General features: G+C 59.2%; 16 protein-coding genes. 13 read left to right on the forward strand and 3 right to left on the reverse strand.

Going from position 1 to position 16890, the window contains the following annotated elements; genetic code table 11:
- Positions 1 to 11: 11 nt before the first annotated feature.
- Entirely contained in the window at positions 12 to 767 is a 756-nt protein-coding gene (locus ASG47_RS18955) for a FadR/GntR family transcriptional regulator (protein ID WP_061911937.1), read from the reverse strand.
- Positions 768 to 847: 80 nt separating this feature from the next.
- On the opposite strand from ASG47_RS18955, the gene ASG47_RS18960 reads away from it, so the two are divergent.
- The 11 genes from ASG47_RS18960 to ASG47_RS19010 all read left to right on the forward strand — a co-directional run bounded on the left by ASG47_RS18960 (position 848) and on the right by ASG47_RS19010 (position 12130).
- Entirely contained in the window at positions 848 to 2449 is a 1602-nt protein-coding gene (locus ASG47_RS18960; RefSeq protein ID WP_061911810.1) for an ABC transporter substrate-binding protein, read from the forward strand.
- Positions 2450 to 2466: 17 nt separating this feature from the next.
- Complete coding sequence (locus ASG47_RS18965) at positions 2467 to 3495, forward strand: ABC transporter permease (protein WP_061911811.1); 1029 nt, start codon at positions 2467 to 2469, stop codon at positions 3493 to 3495.
- On the forward strand, positions 3492 to 4394 hold the full coding sequence (locus ASG47_RS18970) for an ABC transporter permease (RefSeq protein ID WP_061911812.1): 903 nt from the start codon (positions 3492 to 3494) through the stop codon (positions 4392 to 4394). The genes ASG47_RS18965 and ASG47_RS18970 overlap by 4 nt, the downstream gene beginning before the upstream one ends.
- Complete coding sequence (locus tag ASG47_RS18975; protein WP_061911813.1) at positions 4381 to 5223, forward strand: ABC transporter ATP-binding protein; 843 nt, start codon at positions 4381 to 4383, stop codon at positions 5221 to 5223. Before ASG47_RS18970 ends, ASG47_RS18975 begins: the two co-directional genes overlap by 14 nt.
- Positions 5220 to 5957 carry an ABC transporter ATP-binding protein gene (locus ASG47_RS18980; protein ID WP_061911814.1) on the forward strand — a complete coding sequence of 246 codons (738 nt, stop codon included), beginning with the start codon at positions 5220 to 5222 and terminating at the stop codon, positions 5955 to 5957. Before ASG47_RS18975 ends, ASG47_RS18980 begins: the two co-directional genes overlap by 4 nt.
- Before the next feature lie 168 nt (positions 5958 to 6125).
- Complete coding sequence (locus ASG47_RS18985; protein WP_061911815.1) at positions 6126 to 6599, forward strand: MarR family winged helix-turn-helix transcriptional regulator; 474 nt, start codon at positions 6126 to 6128, stop codon at positions 6597 to 6599.
- A gap of 28 nt (positions 6600 to 6627) precedes the next feature.
- Positions 6628 to 7815 carry an FAD-dependent monooxygenase gene (locus ASG47_RS18990; RefSeq protein WP_061911816.1) on the forward strand — a complete coding sequence of 396 codons (1188 nt, stop codon included), beginning with the start codon at positions 6628 to 6630 and terminating at the stop codon, positions 7813 to 7815.
- A gap of 223 nt (positions 7816 to 8038) precedes the next feature.
- Positions 8039 to 8989, forward strand: a complete 951-nt coding sequence (locus ASG47_RS18995; protein ID WP_061911817.1) for a sugar ABC transporter substrate-binding protein — start codon at positions 8039 to 8041, stop codon at positions 8987 to 8989.
- Positions 8990 to 9049: 60 nt separating this feature from the next.
- Positions 9050 to 10174, forward strand: coding sequence for an ABC transporter permease (locus tag ASG47_RS19000; RefSeq protein WP_061911818.1), 1125 nt, complete (start codon positions 9050 to 9052; stop codon positions 10172 to 10174).
- 3 nt (positions 10175 to 10177) lie between these two features.
- Positions 10178 to 10960: an ATP-binding cassette domain-containing protein gene (locus ASG47_RS19005; RefSeq protein WP_061911819.1), complete on the forward strand. Its 783-nt coding sequence runs from the start codon at positions 10178 to 10180 to the stop codon at positions 10958 to 10960.
- Between the two features lie 54 nt (positions 10961 to 11014).
- Positions 11015 to 12130, forward strand: coding sequence for a Gfo/Idh/MocA family protein (locus tag ASG47_RS19010; protein WP_061911820.1), 1116 nt, complete (start codon positions 11015 to 11017; stop codon positions 12128 to 12130).
- 215 nt (positions 12131 to 12345) lie between these two features.
- On the opposite strand, the gene ASG47_RS19015 is transcribed toward ASG47_RS19010, so the two are convergent.
- A complete protein-coding gene (locus ASG47_RS19015; protein WP_061911821.1) occupies positions 12346 to 13113 on the reverse strand; it encodes a DeoR/GlpR family DNA-binding transcription regulator in 768 nt (255 codons plus the stop codon).
- A 77-nt stretch (positions 13114 to 13190) separates the two neighbouring features.
- On the opposite strand from ASG47_RS19015, the gene ASG47_RS19020 reads away from it, so the two are divergent.
- Both ASG47_RS19020 and ASG47_RS19025 read left to right on the forward strand, forming a co-directional pair.
- Positions 13191 to 14339 (forward strand): MFS transporter, encoded by a 1149-nt coding sequence (locus ASG47_RS19020; RefSeq protein WP_061911822.1) that lies wholly within the window; start codon positions 13191 to 13193, stop codon positions 14337 to 14339.
- Between the two features lie 29 nt (positions 14340 to 14368).
- On the forward strand, positions 14369 to 15544 hold the full coding sequence (locus ASG47_RS19025) for an MFS transporter (protein ID WP_061911823.1): 1176 nt from the start codon (positions 14369 to 14371) through the stop codon (positions 15542 to 15544).
- A gap of 15 nt (positions 15545 to 15559) precedes the next feature.
- Here ASG47_RS19025 and ASG47_RS19030 read toward each other — a convergent pair whose 3' ends face one another.
- Positions 15560 to 16885 carry a ferric reductase-like transmembrane domain-containing protein gene (locus ASG47_RS19030; protein WP_061911824.1) on the reverse strand — a complete coding sequence of 442 codons (1326 nt, stop codon included), beginning with the start codon at positions 16883 to 16885 and terminating at the stop codon, positions 15560 to 15562.
- Positions 16886 to 16890: the final 5 nt, after the last annotated feature.

A 16890-nucleotide genomic window follows, 5' to 3' on the forward strand; every position in this document is an offset into this window, starting at 1 on the left:
TCGTTGCCAACTTAGCGTGCGAGGCGGCGATACCGCTTCTGACTGCCAAGCAGATGTTCGCGCATGGAGAGCCGCGCAGCATCAGGATCCTGATCGGCAATGGCATCGAGGATGCGCTCGTGCTCTGCAACAACGCCGGCGAGATAAGCCGGATCTTTTGCACTTGGCAGGGTAGGGAACTGACTGCGCGGAATCGATGCAGGCCCGAACCGTTTCAGGCCATCGATGAAAAACCGATTGTTCGTCGCTGCCCCGATCGCGAGGTGAAATGCAAAATCTGCGTCGGTGGTCGGTCGATCCTCGATCACTCGATTCGCCATGTCATGGTGGGCTGCGCGGATAGCATTTTCTTGTTCGGCTGAGCGGCGATAGGCTGCAATTGCTGCCGCCTCTGTCTCAATTGCCATACGGAATTCGAGCATTTCGAGGGTCTGGGGAATGCTCTGAATCTCGCTGGGCGTCAGATCGATCATGGCAGGTCGCGTCTGCTCCGAGACGAAGATTCCCTTGCCCTGGATTGGGATTACGAGCCCGGATGCGCGCAGCTCGGCGATGGCCTCCCGCACAACGGTGCGGCTCACTTCGAACTGTTGTTCAAGCTGCGGTTCGGTCGGCAGTTGAGAGCCGACGGGAAGCGCTCCAGAGGCAATTCGACGACGCAATTCGTCCACGACAATCTGCGCCAAGCGCGGGCGGCGCCGCGTAACCACTTGTTCCACTTGGTCTCTCCCCTCAACAAACACCGGTATGTGACAGACTATTGCCATCCGCTTGGAAACGCCATAATCATAATACGACATACAACCGACATGCTATGGCGGATATGGTACAAGACGGAGGAGTCTTTATGAAGCATTTTTCAAAGCATCTGCTGGCAGGTGCCGCATTCGCCCTGATGAGCGCAGTGTCGCCTCTCGCATTCGCGGCTACCCCCGATGATCAGCTCGTTATCGGTACATCCCTTGCCCAGGTTCTCTCTCTCGACCCGCAGCAGGGTACCGAAGTAAAGACCCAGGAAATTCTCGCCAATATCTATGATCGCCTGGTCGAATTCAGCTCGGAGGACAATTATGCCGTTCGTCCTCAGTTGGCAGAAAGCTGGGACATCGATGATGCCGGGATCACCTTTCATCTGCGGGACGCCAAGTTTACGTCCGGCAATCCGGTGCGTGCCCAGGACGTCGTCTATTCGCTCGTCCGCCTGATCAAGCTAGACCAGTCTGCTGCCGCGTCATTCAAGAATGCCGGCTACACCGCTGATCGTATCGAGAGCTTGGTCACTGCGGTCGATGACAAGACCGTTCGTATCGAAATGACCGACGGCGTCATCCCAGAATCCCTTCTCTACCGCCTGACAATGGGCACGGCGAGTGTCGTCGACAGCGTCGAAGTGCAAAAGCATGTCGTGAATGACGACTATGGCAACGAGTGGCTGCGGACCAATGCTGCAGGTTCCGGTCCCTTTACCCTCCGCCGTTGGACGCCCAATGACATTGTCCTCCTCGAAGCGAACGCCGATTATTGGGACGGTGCCCCGGCGATGCGCCGTGTTGCCATGCGTCACGCACCGGAAAGCCAGGCAGCTCGTTTGATGCTTGAGCGTGGCGATATCGATATCGCCAATGCGTTGACTGCGCCTGACGTGTTGGTCTTTGACGGCAAGGAAGGTTTTGAGATCGGCCAGAGCAAGACTGGTGGATTTTATGCCCTGGCGATGAATGCCGGTCGCGAGCCACTCAGCAATCCTCTGGTTCGTCAGGCCATTGCTTACGGCATTGACTACGAAGGCATCGCAAACACGATCCTTGGCCCATATGGACGTGCGCGCAATGTGCCGGTGCCAGAAGATTTTGAAGGCGCTATTGCCAATCCCGACTGGTCGTTCCAGCCCGAAAAGGCGCGCGCCTTGTTGGCCGAAGCCGGCTATCCCAACGGTTTCGACCTCACCATCAAGACCATTTCTCAGACCCCGCGCGTCGATATGGCAACCGCCATCCAGGCAAGCCTTTCCGAGATCGGCCTCAATGTTCGCGTCCAGCAGGGGAATGGATCAGACATCGTTGCTGCCCACCGTGCGCGCGACTTCGATCTGCTGATCCCACAGACTGGCGCATTCATGCCAACGGCTTTGGGTTCTATCGACAATTACGTCACCAATCCGGACAACTCGCTTGAAGCGAACAATGCCGGCAATTTTGTCTGGCGTTCTGACTGGGACATTCCTGAACTCAACGCTCTGCGCAACGAAGCAAATGGCGAGCGTGACGATGCGCGTCGTGCCGAGCTGATCAAGGAAATTCAGGAACTGTTCCTTGCCTCAAGCCCCGCAGTGATCCCGATGTTCGAACGGTTCGAGCCTTATGTGATCAATGCCAAGGTTCAGGGCTATGAAGGTCATCCCCTGTCCCTGACACGGCTTGAAGACGTAACAAAAAGCTCCGGCAACTAACGGACGAACGGCCGATCATGAAGGAATTCACTTTTATAGAGTTGGGCCGGCGCATTGGGCAGTTGCTCCTGAGCCTTTTTGTCCTCCTCCTCGTCACCTTCGTGATCGGCCGCGTGCTGCCCACCGATCCTGTTGGCGCTATTGTCGGCGAACTTGCCGATCCGGCGACCTATGAAGCCATGCGCCAGCGGTTGGGTCTGGATCTGCCGATCTATCAGCAGTTCTGGATCTATCTGACATCAATGGTTCAGGGCGATCTCGGAACCGCCATTTTGACCGGCAACCCAGTCGTCAACGACTTGCGCGCCGCTTTTCCGGCAACTCTCGAACTGGCGACCCTTGCTGTCGTTCTTTCGACCGTGATCGGCGTGCCGCTCGGGATGACGGCAGCGTTCTTTCGGGATAGCTGGTTCGATCAGTTTGCCCGCGTCATCTCGCTTGTCGGCCATTCCATTCCCGTTTTCTGGTTCGGCATTGTCGGGCTGGTCATCTTTTATGCGACGCTCAACTGGGTTGGTGGTCCTGGTCGTATCGACATCTACCTTGAAGGTCTCGTTGAACCACAGACCGGCTTGCTGTTGATCGATAGTCTCCTCGTTGGTGACTATGAAGTCTTCTGGAATGCAGTCAGCCACATCATTCTGCCCGCCTGCATTCTGGCCTATTCGGCTATGGCCTATATCACCCGAATGACCCGGAGCTTCACTCTCGAGCAGCTGAACCAGGACTATGTGATTGCGGCCCGCGCCAAAGGCGCTTCCAATTGGCGCATCGTCTCGGGACATCTTCTTCCCAATATCGCCGTCCAGCTCGTAACGGTTTTGGCCATTGCCTATGGCGGGCTGCTCGAAGGGGCCGTCGTGACTGAGGTCGTGTTTTCATGGCCCGGCATCGGCCAGTACATGACCAATGCCCTCATGATCGGCGACATGAACGCCGTCGTGGCGGCAACCTTGATCATCGGCATCATCTTCATGGTCCTCAATTTCCTTTCGGATCTCGCTTATCTCGTGCTCGATCCGCGTACTCGTGAGGTGACGACGTGAACGTTTCCCAGACCGTCCCGCCGCGAACCAAAAGCTTCCTCTCCGCGTCTCGCCTCGGCTCAGGCTTTGGCTCTGCCATAGCCAAGCTCAGCCGCGAACCGCTTGGCATGTTCGGCTTCATTGTCCTGCTTTTGCTGGTCGTTATTGCCATCTTCGCGCCCTTGATTGCGCCCTACAGCCCGACAGCGCAGAACTTATCCAATGTTCTCAAGCCGCCCAGCTGGACCCACTGGGCGGGCACCGACGAATTTGGCCGCGACATCCTTTCTCGCCTCATATTCGGCACGCGTATCACCGTGCAAACCGTTCTGGCGGTTACGGTCATCGTGGGCCCGCTGGGCATGCTGATCGGTATCGTCGCTGGCTTTGTCGGCGGACGGACAGACGCCATTCTGATGCGGATTACAGACATCGTCCTCTCTTTCCCCTCGCTCATTTTGGCACTGGCATTTGCGGCTGCGCTCGGTGCGGGGCTGGAAACAGCGATTATTGCGATCTCACTTACCGGTTGGCCCCCAATTGCTCGGCTCGCGCGGGCCGAAACGCTCATCGTACGCAATACCGACTATGTCGCTGCTGCCCGGCTATACGGCGCATCGCCGCTTCGGCTGCTGTTCCGCTACATCGCGCCCATGTGCATTCCCTCGGTCGTCGTGCGCCTGACTATGAATATGGCTGGCATCATCCTCACCGCAGCCGCGCTCGGCTTCCTGGGCCTCGGTGCGCAGCCGCCAGCGCCGGAATGGGGTGCCATGATTTCCAGCGGCCGCAAGTTCATGCTCGACAATTGGTGGGTCGCGGTCATGCCCGGCATCGCCATCCTCGTCACCAGCCTTGCCTTCAATCTGGCGGGTGATGCTCTCCGCGATATTCTGGATCCGCGCCATGCCCGCTCTTGATCCCATTCTCCAAGTCCGCAATCTGTCGGTCCGTTTCGGCCGTGCCTCTGTCAACGCCGTAAACGGGGTCAGCTTCGACCTGGGCGCCGAGCGTCTTGGCGTGGTTGGCGAGTCAGGCTCCGGCAAGTCCACGGTGGGCCGAGCGCTTATGCGCCTTCTGCCCCCCGTCGCGACAGTCCGTGCAGATCAGCTCGACTTCGAAGGTGCCCCGCTTCTGACCCGCAGCGAGCGCGTCATGCGCGGATTGCGTGGAAATCAACTGGCTCTGATCATGCAGGATCCGCGCTATTCGCTGAACCCTGTTCTGCCCGTGGGCAAGCAGGTCGCTGAGGCCGCAACGCTCCATCTCAAGGTCGGGAAGAAGGCCGCCTACGCCCGCGCGGCAGAGATGCTGAGCCGTGTCCGCATCGCAGATGTTGAACGCACCATGGCGCTTTATCCGCACCAGATCTCAGGTGGCATGGGTCAGCGCGTGATGATCGCCATGATGCTGCTGGCCAAACCGCGGCTCGTGATTGCCGACGAGCCAACCTCCGCTCTTGATGTCAGCGTGCGCGGCGATGTTTTACGGCTCCTCGACGAAATGGTGCGTGAAAACAATTCGGGTCTCATGCTTATCAGCCATGACATCCGCATGGTCGCAGCCTTCTGCGAACGTATTTTGGTGATGTACAAGGGCGAGGTCGTCGAGACCCTGACAAAACTCGAAGATGCGCAGCACCCCTATACGCGGGGACTGATTGCAGCCATGCCCGATCCACGCAAACCGGTTCGGCGCCTGCAAGTGCTCGATCGAAAAGCCATCGACGCAGCGGGAGTTCAGCCATGATCGAAGTCAGTGATCTTGCGGTCGCGTTTGGCCAGGGCGATGCGCGTCGCCAGGTGGTGAAATCCGTATCCTTTGCCGTCGCGAAGGGTGAGACGCTCGGAATTGTCGGCGAATCCGGGTGCGGAAAATCGACCGTGCTCCGCTCGCTCGCCGGACTGGACCGCCATTGGGAAGGCTCAATCAGCCTCGCCGGCAAACCGGTGAGCAAAGATCGCAGCCGCGAGCAGCTCCTTCTGGCGCAAATGGTATTTCAGGACCCGTTCAGCTCCATTCACCCGCGTCACCGCATCGAGCGTGTGCTTGTGGAGCCAATTCAAGCCATGAAACGCGGCGGTGGGTGGGACAAGGTCGGATCTGCACTTGAGCAGGTTGGTCTACCCAGTAGTTTCGCCGAACGGTTTCCTCACGAGCTTTCCGGCGGCCAGCGCCAACGCGTGGCTATTGCGCGCGCCTTGATGCTCGAGCCGGATATTCTCTTATTGGACGAACCAACGTCGGCGCTCGACGTGTCTGTCCAGGCCGAAGTCCTCAACCTTTTGAGTGACCTCAAGGAAACCAAGCAACTGACCTACGTCCTTGTCAGCCACGATCTGGCGGTCATCGCCCACATGTGCGATCGCGTCCTCGTCATGAAAGACGGCACTTTCGTTGATCAACTCGACAAGCAAGATCTTCAGACTGGCGCAACACATCACGCCTACTCAAAGCAGCTTTTCGAAGCCAGTTATCTCTAGCTCGCATCTTTGAACTCCTGATCGGGAACGATCATGGGCTGGATAGGGGAAGAGAGCATCTGCGGCGATTTAGGTTGTCGGTGCTCCACACCAACTGATCTCTGGCCTTGCAAGCAGTGTAGAGCGTTCCTAAAACCAGTCGCTGAAGATTGGCTTTGGGAATTGGCAATGGGAGCACATGACATTGAGGTGCATCCTGAGGCCGCTGTTGCGCCCGGCTTCCTGACCACCCACGCCGCACAGACGTTCAATCGTCTTGCCGACGAGGCCCTGCGGGCCGATGGTCTATCGCTGGCGCTCGTAGCGCCGCTGATGCTGCTTCATTGGAAGGGGCCAATGTTGCAGCGCGATATCGTGCTGCATTCGGCAGTGCGGCAACCAGCCCTGGTCGCCGTCCTTGGCAAACTCGAACACCTCCATATGATCGAACGGGTGGCCGTTGCCGCTGACCGACGCGCCGCAATGATCGAACTGACCGCGGCGGGAAAACAGGCAGCGCTGCGGGGCGGGGATATCTTGCGCTCGCTCAACAAGATCGGCCTTGCCGGGTTTTCGACCGAAGAGATTGCGCAACTGGTCGCGCTCCTTCAACGCTTCAGCGACAATCTCACCAAGGCAGCAGGAACGAAATATCAGAAGTGATGTTATTGGATCATCGGGAGATGATACCATGAGCAAACGCATTCTGATTTCGGGCGCCAGCATTGCCGGCAATACGGCGGCCTTCTGGCTCGGCAAGCTGGGCTTTGACGTGACCGTCGTCGAAAAATGGCCGGATTTCCGCAAGGGTGGGCAGAACATCGATGTGCGGGATGTCGGTCGAGAGGTCTTACGGCGCATGGGACTTGATGAGGCCGCGCTCGATCGGGGTACGAAGGAAGAAGGCACAGCATGGATCGACCATGACGGAGAGGTTGTCGCAGAATTCGTCACCGAAGAACTCGGCGCCGATGGTCCGACGGCGGAACTCGAGATCCTTCGTGGCGACCTGGCCGAATTGATCTATGACGCGGCCAAGGACCGATGCGACTTCCGCTTTGGAGACAGTATCGCGGAGTTCATCGATCATGCCGACCGCGTCGAGGTAACGTTCCAGAGCGGCCGCAGCGATAGCTTTGACGCTGTGATCATTGCCGAAGGCGTCGGCTCCGCCTCGCGTGAACTGGTGTTTCCCGGCGAGAATGAACCACGTTGGATGGACCTCACGATCGCTTATTTCACCATTCCCCGCGCGTCCGATGATGACCGCATGTGGCGCTGGTACAATACCACGCATGGCCGCAGCATTTCCCTCCGGCCCGATGATCACGGCACTGCTCGCGCTATGCTATCAATACGCAAGCCACATGAGGGAGAACAGGACTGGAACGAGGAGCAGCAGCGCGCTTTTCTCCGGGATCAGTTCAAGGACGCCGGCTGGCAGGCCGACCGCGTTCTCGCCGGGCTTGATCAAACCGACGACTTTTACTTCGATGTGTTACGTCAGGTTCGCCTCGAAAATTGGTCGAAGGGCCGCATAGCCCTCCTTGGCGACGCCGCGTGGTGTGCGACACCCATGGCCGGCATAGGCGCCACGCTGGCGGTCACCGGCGCCTATGTGCTGGCCCAAGAGCTCGCCCGAAACGCCGATATCGAAACTGCCTTTTCGCGCTATGAGCAAGCCATGCGCCCAATGGTCGAGGATGGCCAAGGCGTGCCGAAATTTGGCATCAAGATGATGAACCCCCAAACCTCGATCGGTATCAAGTTCCTCCACGCCGCCCTTCATCTCGCCAGCACGCCGCCACTCAGAAAGGTGATGGGGACCGCCTTCTCACGAAAGCTAAAAACGCCGGATCTGGACGTTTACGCGACGTAACCGGAGGAGCAGCAATATTGGCGACCATCGGCTAAACATCCGACATTCATTGGTAGTATCGCACAAATGCAATACTAAACGTCTGTCGTTTCTTGATAATCATCAGTACCGCATTCAAGAAAACTGTCGTTGACTAAAGTCCAGGAAAATGGAATGTTTGTTTCGTAGCTGAACCATATAGAACAAAAATGTCATTTGGTTCCGCTCACATGGGAGGAAATCGATGAACGTTTTGACGAAGGGCCTTGCCGCCCTCGCGCTGGCTGCCATTGTATTGCCGGCAGTTGCCATCCCCGCTTATGCCGAAGGCGAGCGGTTCGTGCTGGTGTCTCACGCACCGGATTCTGATAGCTGGTGGAACACCATCAAGAACGCCATTGCGCTCGCTGGCGAGCAGATGGGCGTAACTGTTGAATACCGCAATCCGCCGACCGGCGATCTCGCCGATATGGCGCGCATTATCGAGCAGGCTGCTGCGTCGAACCCTGACGGGATCATTTCCACTATTGCCGATTTCGACGTTTTGTCTGGCCCGCTCTCCGATGCCGTGGCGCGTGGTATCCCAGTCATCACCATCAATTCGGGCACCGAAGAACAGTCCAAGGAAATCGGCGCGCTTCTCCATGTCGGCCAGCCGGAATATGACGCCGGTTTCGGCGCCGGTGAAAAGGCCAAGGCGGCCGGCGTGACGAGCTTTGTTTGCGTCAATCACTACATCACCAATCCAGCTTCGGTCGAACGCTGCCAGGGCTTTGCCGACGCTCTCGGCGTAGAACTGGGCAATCAGATGATCGATGCGGGCCAGGACCCCGCAGAAATCCAGTCCAAGGTTGCCGCTTATCTCCAGACCAATCCCGATACCAATGGCATTCTAACCCTCGGGCCAACCTCTGCGCACCCAACCATCGCTGCCCTCAATGACAATGGCAAAGCCGGCACGATCTTCTTCGGCACGTTCGACCTGTCGAGCGAAATTGCCGCCGGTATCAAGGATGGCACGATCAATTTCGCCATCGATCAGCAGCCATTCCTCCAAGGTTATCTGCCCGTCGTCATCCTGACCAATCTTGCGCGCTATGGCGTCGTCCCGGGCAATTCGATCAATTCCGGCCCGGGCTTCATCACCAAGGACAATATTGCTCTCGTCGAGCAATATGCCGGTCAGTACCGCTGAGTTCTGTGCAACGGGGCCGTTTCGATGGCCCCGTTACCTCCTTCGGCAAAGGTTTCAAAAATGATTGAGCAGCCTTCGGGCGTAGCGGCCGCAGACGAGCGCGTTCAGCGCCAGTCGGCCCTGCGCAAGGCCTTCGTGCGTCCCGAATTGGGCGCCATGGCCGGAACAGTCGTCGTCTTCATCTACTTCGCCGTCGTCGCCGGCGGGACCGGCATGTTCGCGGCCGATGGCATCATGAACTGGGGCGTCGTGTCCGCGCAGTTCGTCATCATCGCGGTCGGCGCCTGCCTCCTGATGATCGCAGGCGAGTTCGATCTGTCGGTCGGGTCCATGATCGGCTTTGCGGGTATCGTGATCGCGCTTTTAAGCGTGCATCTCGGCTGGCCCATGTGGGCCTCGATCATCGCGGCCTTCATCGGTGCCATGCTGATCGGCATGATAAACGGCTATCTCGTCATCAAGACCGGCCTGCCATCCTTCATCGTCACCCTCGCTTCGCTTTATATCCTGCGCGGCTTGACCATCTATTTCTCGATCGCCACCACGCGCCAAACCATCATCAGCGGCGTTCGCGAAGCGGCGGAAGGCGATTGGCTTGCGCCGGTCTTCGGCGGAAAAGTCCTCGGCTTCTTTTTCACCTGGCTCGCCGATATGGGCCTGATCGCGACCTTCCAGGCCGGCAATAAAGCAGGCCAGCCCGTCGTCGATGGCATTCCCATGCTGATGGTCTGGGCGCTGATCCTGATCGTTTTCGCCCATATCCTTCTCACCCGCACCCGCTTCGGCAACTGGATTTACGCCGCGGGCGGCGACGCCAAGGCCGCCCGTTATGTCGGTGTCCCCGTCGATCGGGTAAAGATCGCCATGTTCGTCTTCTCGGCCTTCTGCGCCACGGTCTTCGCCACCTGTCAGGTCATGGAGTTTGGCTCGGCGGCAGCAGATCGCGGCCTTCTCAAGGAGTTCGAAGCGATCATCGCCGTGGTTATTGGGGGCGCGTTGCTCACCGGGGGCTATGGCTCTGTCATCGGCGCGGCTTTGGGCGCGCTGATCTTCGGCGTGGTTCAGCAGGGGCTGTTCTTTGCCGGCGTCGAAAGCTCGCTGTTCCGCGTTTTCCTCGGCGTCATCCTGCTCCTCGCGGTGATCCTCAATACCTATATCCGTCGCCTCATCACGGGGGAGCGCTAGATCATGGCCGATATACCCCTCATCGAACTTATCGATATCAAGAAGCAGTTCGGCCCCGTCATCGCGCTCAACGGCGTTTCGGTTTCTGTCATGCCCGGTGAATGCCATTGCCTCCTCGGCGACAACGGTGCCGGCAAATCGACCTTCATCAAGACCATGGCCGGCGTCCACAAGCCGACCTCGGGCGAAATCCGCATGAATGGCCAGAAGGTCGATTTCGCCAATCCGCGCGATGCCATGACCGCAGGCGTTGCCACAGTCTATCAAGACCTGGCGATGATCCCGCTCATGTCCGTCACGCGAAACTTCTGGATGGGGCGCGAGCCGCGCAAAGGTTGGGGACCGTTTCAGTTCCTCGACATGGACAAGGCCAATCGGGTCACGCTCGAAGAAATGCGCCGCATGGGCATTAGTTTGCGGGAGCCTGACCAGGCCGTCGGCACGCTCTCAGGCGGCGAACGGCAGACTGTCGCCATCGCCCGCGCCGTCTATTTCGGGGCCAAGGTGCTGATCCTCGATGAGCCGACCTCCGCCCTTGGCGTGCGGCAAACCGCCCATGTCCTCGCAACGATCGATCGCGTGCGCAAGACTGGCGTCGGCATCATCTTCATCACCCATAATGTTCGCCATGCCATGGCCGTGGGCGACCGCTTCACCGTGCTCAATCGCGGCAAGACACTCGGCACTGCCCGCAAGGGCGAACTTCAGCCCGAACAGTTGCAGGATATGATGGCCGGCGGCGCCGAACTTGCCGAATTGAGCGGTTCGCTCGGCGGCACAATCTGAAGAATAGTCGGGGCGCCGAAAGCGCTCCGCCATCTCGTTTCTCTCGAGGATATCATGACAGACACGATCGGCGTCGGCCTCATTGGCACCGGCTATATGGGCAAATGCCACGCCTTGGCCTGGAGTTCTGTGAAATCGGTATTCGGTTCCGGCCCACGGCCGCGCCTCATTCATCTTGCCGAGGCCAATATCGATCTTGCCCGTCAACGCGCCAACGAGTTCGGCTTCGAGCGGGCGACGGCGGATTGGCGCGAACTCATCAACAATCCGGATGTGGACGTCGTCTCTATCACCACCCCGAATGCCTTCCATGCCGAGATGGCCATTGCCGGGCTTGAGGCCGGCAAGCATGTCTGGTGCGAAAAGCCCATGGCGGTGGGCTTTGCCGAAGCGCAGCGCATGGAAGCCGCTGCGCGCGCCAGCGGCAAGGTTGCCATCCTTGGCTATAATTACATCCAGAACCCGCTCATCCGGCAGATGGAAGAGCTGATCACCTCCGGCGCGATCGGCACGGTCAACCATGTCCGCGTCGAAATGGACGAGGACTTCATGGCCGATCCAGAGGCCTTGTTCTACTGGAAGAGCGAAGCGAGTTCCGGCTACGGCGCACTCGACGATTTTGCTGTGCACACTCTGAGCCTGCTCCAGGTCCTGTTCGGCAATCCGACGCGCGTTTTTGCGCACCAGTCCAAGCCCTATGCCGATCGCCCTCTGAGAGACGGCAGCCGCCGCCCGGTCGAAACCTTCGATATTGCCAGCGTCCTCTTCGAGATCGACGAGATCAGCGGCGTTCTGTCGGTCAACCGCTCGGCCTGGGGCCGCAAAGGCCGCATAGCGCTCCAGATCTTCGGCTCCGCCGGCAGCCTCGTTTACGATCAGGAGCGGATGAACGAATTGCAGCTCTACCGCGCCACCGGCCCCTCCACCGCCCAAGGCTATCAAACCATCCTCTCGGCCCCCGCCCACAAACCTTATGACCGCTTCATCCCAGCCCCCGGCCACGGCCTCGGCTTCAATGACCTCAAGGTCATCGAATGCCACGAGCTTCTCCAAACCATAGGGGGCCAAAAGGGTAGGGTGATCGACTTCGCGAACGGACTGGAAATCGAACGAACAGTCCACGCCATGGCCCAAAGCCACGAAGAGGCTGGGTGGGTGACGATCAGGTGATATCGGACGCGGGCCATCGCCCCCATCCCCATGCTCCTGTTGACCAGCGTTCTGCATCCGTCGCTTTCGCATGGTAGGCCGCTTGCGGTTAGTCTGCCGCGCTAGTTGCGGGAGCGGTGACCGAGGCCGACAAGGCTCCAAGCGTTATCGTCCCGATCGAGTTTCGGCGAAAGATAGGCAGCCTGACCACGACGCCATTGCGCATGAAAGCAGTGTCAAGGCACACCATCCGTCGTCACAAGATGCACCTCGACATCGAGGCGTCGGTACGGCTCTGGGTCGGCCGCTCCAGCTTCTAGCACGAGGTGATCGATGCGCGCCGCGTCGGCCAGTTTGAAGGGCGCGATGGTGCTGAGTTTGTCGGTGGTGGCGGCGATGGTAAGGAGGCTGCTGCGGGCTATCATGGCGCGCTTGATTTCGGCTTCGCTGGCGTCGAGGGCCGTTACACCGAGCGCTGTGTCTATGCCGCAGGCGCCGAGGATAAACATGTCCGCAAAGATTTGCTCTGCCTCGCGAATGGTTTGAAGGCCGAGGCAGGCGCCTTTGGACTGATCGTAGAGACCACCAAGGACCATGATCGTGTGTTTGGGATTTTTCGACAGTGCCGTAGCGATCGCCGGCGCGTTGGTAACGATCATCAGCGTCAGATCTTTCGGCAGGGCCTGCGCAATGGCGAGATTGGTTGAGCTGGCATCGATGAAGATCGTCTGTCCATTTCTGACCAGAGCTGCCGTCGCCGTGGCGAGCCGGGCTTTCTGATCGGCCCGGTCCGTCGTCCGGACTGACAAAGATCCGGTATCGGGGGCGGGGAGCAGAGCACCGCCATAAACCCTGCGGCAATGGCCCAAACGTGCAAGTTCGCGCAAATCCCGGCGGACCGTGTCATCCGACACCCCAAACTTCGCCGCCAGATCGTTGGCCAGCACCTTACCGTTTTCGCTCAGCAATTGGCGAATAGCGTCGAGCCGTTCATCAGTTAGCATGGATCTTCTCGTTCATTCATGTTCTTGCATGTTTATGCATCTTTTGTCATAGCGTAATTCGCGAGTGGAGAACAAGCATGCATGGCACGGGACTGATACGGGGCAACGATCGGATAGCGACAAGGCTCATCTTCGCCTTGGGCGGCATCGTGCTCGGCGCATGGGCGCCACTGGTGCCGCTGGCCAAGGCTCGGCTCGGCGTCGACGAGGGTGCGTTGGGCCTCCTCCTTTTGTGCATGGGCGTCGGGTCCATTTTAGCCATGCCGATGACAGCCTTTCTCACGTCGCGGTTCGGGTGCCGGCAAGTCATCACCATCTCCGCCTCGGGCCTCTGCATTGTCCTGCCGCTTTTGGCCACTGTGGACACGGTCTTGCTTATGGCAGCAACCCTGGTCGGCTTTGGCGTGGTCATGGGCTGCACGTCCGTGTCGATGAACCTCCAGGCGGTTCTTGTCGAACGCGATGCGGGACTATCGCTGATGTCCGGCTTTCACGCCATGTTTAGCCTCGGCGGTATTCTGGGGTCTGGTGGCATGGCGGTGTTGCTGAGCGTGGGCGTGCCTGCCTATGCAGCGGCGCTCATTATTTCCATTTTTATGCTGGGCCTCCTTGTTGTCGCCCGACCGGGCCTTCTGCCCTATCGTGAAGAGCGCGGGGCCAAGCCCCCGGCGTTTGTCATCCCCAAAGGCATCGTTTTGGCGATCGGTGCGCTCAGTCTACTTGCCATGCTTGCAGAAGGCGGCGTGCTGGATTGGGGCGCCCTTTTTATCGTCGAAGCCCACGGCGCCGATATAAGCTTGGCTGGTTTTGCCTACACTGCCTTTGCGATAACGATGACTATCGGCCGACTGTTTGGCGATAGGCTGCGCATGGCATTCGGCGATCTCGCCCTGCTGGTCGCCAGCGCCATGTTGGCTATGGCTGGGTTTCTCGCCAGTCTGTTCCTGCCCACGGCAGGCGCAGCCCTTGTCGGCTTTCTGCTGGTGGGCGCCGGCATATCCAACATCGCGCCGATCCTTTTTACCCTCACCGGCCAAACCCGTCATATGCCGGCAAACCTCGCGGTCGCTTCGGTCCTGACCGTTGGTTATGTGGGCATCATCGCCGGGCCTGCCGCGATCGGGCTGATTGCCCACGCCACGAGCCTGCAAACGGCATTTTTCCTGCTTTGCGCGGCGATGCTGATCATCGCTGTCTCTGCCCGCCCCGTCTTCAATCGCGTCTAAACGACGCCAACCGTCACGAGTTAAAAGCCATGTCTGCAACACCTGCCGCGCCAAGCGAAACGCATCACGTCCTTTCGGGAACAAGGGAACAATGGGCGACCCGAGCAGTCTTTCTCGTTGCCGGGCTCGCCATGGCGGCCTGGGCGCCGCTCGTCCCCTTCGCCAAGGCGCGGGTCGGGGTGGAAGACGGCGCGCTTGGCCTGTTGCTCCTGTGTCTGGGATTGGGGTCGATCGTCGCCATGCCGATCACCGGCGTGCTGGCCAGCCGCTTCGGCTGCCGCGCCATCATCGTCGCGAGCACGATAGCCGTCGCGATCGTCGTGCCGTTCCTCGCCGTGGTTGATACCGTTCCGGGCCTTGCCATAGCTCTTGCCCTGTTCGGGGCAAGCGTCGGAACAGTGGACGTCGCCATGAATATCCAAGCGGTCATGGTCGAAAAGGACAGCGGACGCAATATGATGTCCGGCTTCCATGGCCTCTTCAGCCTTGGCGGCATTGTCGGCGCTGGTGGAGTAAGCCTGCTGCTCGGCTTTGGCGTCAGCCCGCTGGCTGCCACTCTCGCGATCAGCGCCATGCTTGCAGTTTTGCTGGTCTATTCCTTTTCCGGCCTGTTGCCCTATGGCAACCGTGAAGCCGGCGATACGCCGCTCTTTGTCGTTCCCAAGGGCATCGTCATCTTCATTGGCCTGCTGTGCTTCCTGGTTTTCCTTGGCGAAGGCGCGATCCTCGATTGGAGTGCTCTCTTTCTCATCGGCACCCATCAGGTCGATCCTGTTCAGGCCGGCTTTGGCTACACCATGTTTGCCATTGCCATGACCCTTGGACGGTTAACAGGCGACAAGATCGTCAAGGCCCTTGGCGGCACCAAAGTCGTCGTTATCGGCGGGCTCCTCGCCGCTGCCGGGTTTCTTCTTGCGGTGTTTGCGCCGGCCCAGCCTCTGGCCTTTGCCGGCTTCCTGCTCGTTGGCCTGGGTGCGTCCAATATCGTGCCGGTTCTCTTTACCGCTGCGGGCAATCAGACCCGCATGCCGGCGAGCCTTGCCATCGCGGCTATCACGACGCTCGGCTATGCCGGTATCTTGGCTGGCCCCGCGGCGATCGGCTTCATTGCCCAACACTGGACCCTCAGTACAGCCTTTATCCTTGTCGCAGTGGGGCTGGTCTTTGTTGCAGTAAGCTGGCCTCTGACCACGCGCCGTCGCTGACGGTGCCGCCCAAACCTAACGAAATTCGAAACGCTCGGTGATGATTTCCTCGCTCCGCAGCCCCGCTGATTCAAGCTGGGTTTTGAGGTCATCTGTCATCGCGCTCGGCCCACAAAGGAAGACGCGCTGTGTCCGCGGCGCGCCTTCGAGAGCATCGACTGCGGCAAGCCTACCTTTGATGGTGCTGTCGTGGATGGTGAAACGGCCATTGGGCAGCGCTGCCATCAGTGCTTCGATTTCAGCTTTGTATATCGCCTGTTCCTCGCCGCGAACCGACCAGATGAGATGGATAACCTGCTCCGGACGCGTTTTGGATAGGGCCTGCAGGGCGGATAAAAACGGGGTGATGCCTATCCCGCCGGCGATCCATAACTGGGGCGCGGAGCTCGAGAGAATATCTTCGCCAAAATGCCCATAGGGACCATGGAGAATAGCCTCTTTTCCGGCATCGAGCTCAGCCAAGCCCTTTGTAAATGGCCCCGCCATTTTGATCGACAGGCGGACACTGCCCTGATCGTCGATGCCGGAGATCGAGAACGGGTGACGGTCTTGACCCAGTCGGAGCAGCACAAACTTACCGGGCGCGGGGACGAATGACGTGGTGCCTGCAAAGACCAGCTCACGTACATCGCCAAAAGTCTCTGCCGATTGCACACTCACTCGGACGCCGCGGCGGGGCTGCAGGAAGACGCTGTCGAACCACGCATAGGTGCCCACGGCGACGGTCAGGATCATATACCAATCCCCCTGCAGCATGATCGCATGCACGGTGCCCCCAAGAAACGGGATGATCATCAGCTTGTGGGTTTTGAGCCAACGCCGATAGGGCATCTTCATCCAGATGGTCATGGCTACGAGGATCAGAAGGCCAAAGGTGCCAACCATGCCCAGCGTATAGGCCCAGTCACGCCCCGGCAGCATGTAGGTCGCGACGAGGCTCCAGTTCGGAAGGGCCTGCACCACCAGCGCGCCAGTATGGAGCACGACGAAGGTAAGCGCTGTCTTGCCGGCAAAAGTATGAAGCGCATAGACCCGGCTGGCGCCACCAAAAAGCCTCTCCATCCAATGCCAGCGCGTCGCGAGAATGAAATTCAGCGCAAAAAGCAAAGCGGCATAAAAGCCAAGGGAACTACCCGCTTCGTAGAGCGGATCGTCCTTGCTGCCATTTTGGAGGAAATCGCCGGTCGCAAGCCGCAGATCCGTCGCGCCGATCAGTTCGAATGCCGACAGGGCCAATGCGTAAAGCGCCACGGCACCGATGGCGATGCCGACGACGTTCTGTCCCTTGAGATTGCCTGGTAGCCGATGCGACAACCAGTTGATCGGTGCGTAGAAATTCATCCCCA

Source organism: Devosia sp. Leaf420, from assembly GCF_001425445.1.
Lineage (GTDB): Bacteria > Pseudomonadota > Alphaproteobacteria > Rhizobiales > Devosiaceae > Devosia.

Coding starts and splice junctions, on each gene's coding strand:
- ASG47_RS19030 (WP_061911824.1), bottom strand. CDS start 16,885: ATGAATTTCTACGCACCGATCAACTGGTTGTCGCATCGGCTACCAGGC.
- ASG47_RS18975 (WP_061911813.1), top strand. CDS start 4,381: ATGCCCGCTCTTGATCCCATTCTCCAAGTCCGCAATCTGTCGGTCCGT.
- ASG47_RS18990 (WP_061911816.1), top strand. CDS start 6,628: ATGAGCAAACGCATTCTGATTTCGGGCGCCAGCATTGCCGGCAATACG.
- ASG47_RS18985 (WP_061911815.1), top strand. CDS start 6,126: ATGGGAGCACATGACATTGAGGTGCATCCTGAGGCCGCTGTTGCGCCC.
- ASG47_RS18980 (WP_061911814.1), top strand. CDS start 5,220: ATGATCGAAGTCAGTGATCTTGCGGTCGCGTTTGGCCAGGGCGATGCG.
- ASG47_RS19020 (WP_061911822.1), top strand. CDS start 13,191: ATGCATGGCACGGGACTGATACGGGGCAACGATCGGATAGCGACAAGG.
- ASG47_RS19005 (WP_061911819.1), top strand. CDS start 10,178: ATGGCCGATATACCCCTCATCGAACTTATCGATATCAAGAAGCAGTTC.
- ASG47_RS18995 (WP_061911817.1), top strand. CDS start 8,039: ATGAACGTTTTGACGAAGGGCCTTGCCGCCCTCGCGCTGGCTGCCATT.
- ASG47_RS18965 (WP_061911811.1), top strand. CDS start 2,467: ATGAAGGAATTCACTTTTATAGAGTTGGGCCGGCGCATTGGGCAGTTG.
- ASG47_RS18960 (WP_061911810.1), top strand. CDS start 848: ATGAAGCATTTTTCAAAGCATCTGCTGGCAGGTGCCGCATTCGCCCTG.
- ASG47_RS19010 (WP_061911820.1), top strand. CDS start 11,015: ATGACAGACACGATCGGCGTCGGCCTCATTGGCACCGGCTATATGGGC.
- ASG47_RS19025 (WP_061911823.1), top strand. CDS start 14,369: ATGTCTGCAACACCTGCCGCGCCAAGCGAAACGCATCACGTCCTTTCG.
- ASG47_RS18955 (WP_061911937.1), bottom strand. CDS start 767: ATGGCAATAGTCTGTCACATACCGGTGTTTGTTGAGGGGAGAGACCAA.
- ASG47_RS19015 (WP_061911821.1), bottom strand. CDS start 13,113: ATGCTAACTGATGAACGGCTCGACGCTATTCGCCAATTGCTGAGCGAA.
- ASG47_RS19000 (WP_061911818.1), top strand. CDS start 9,050: ATGATTGAGCAGCCTTCGGGCGTAGCGGCCGCAGACGAGCGCGTTCAG.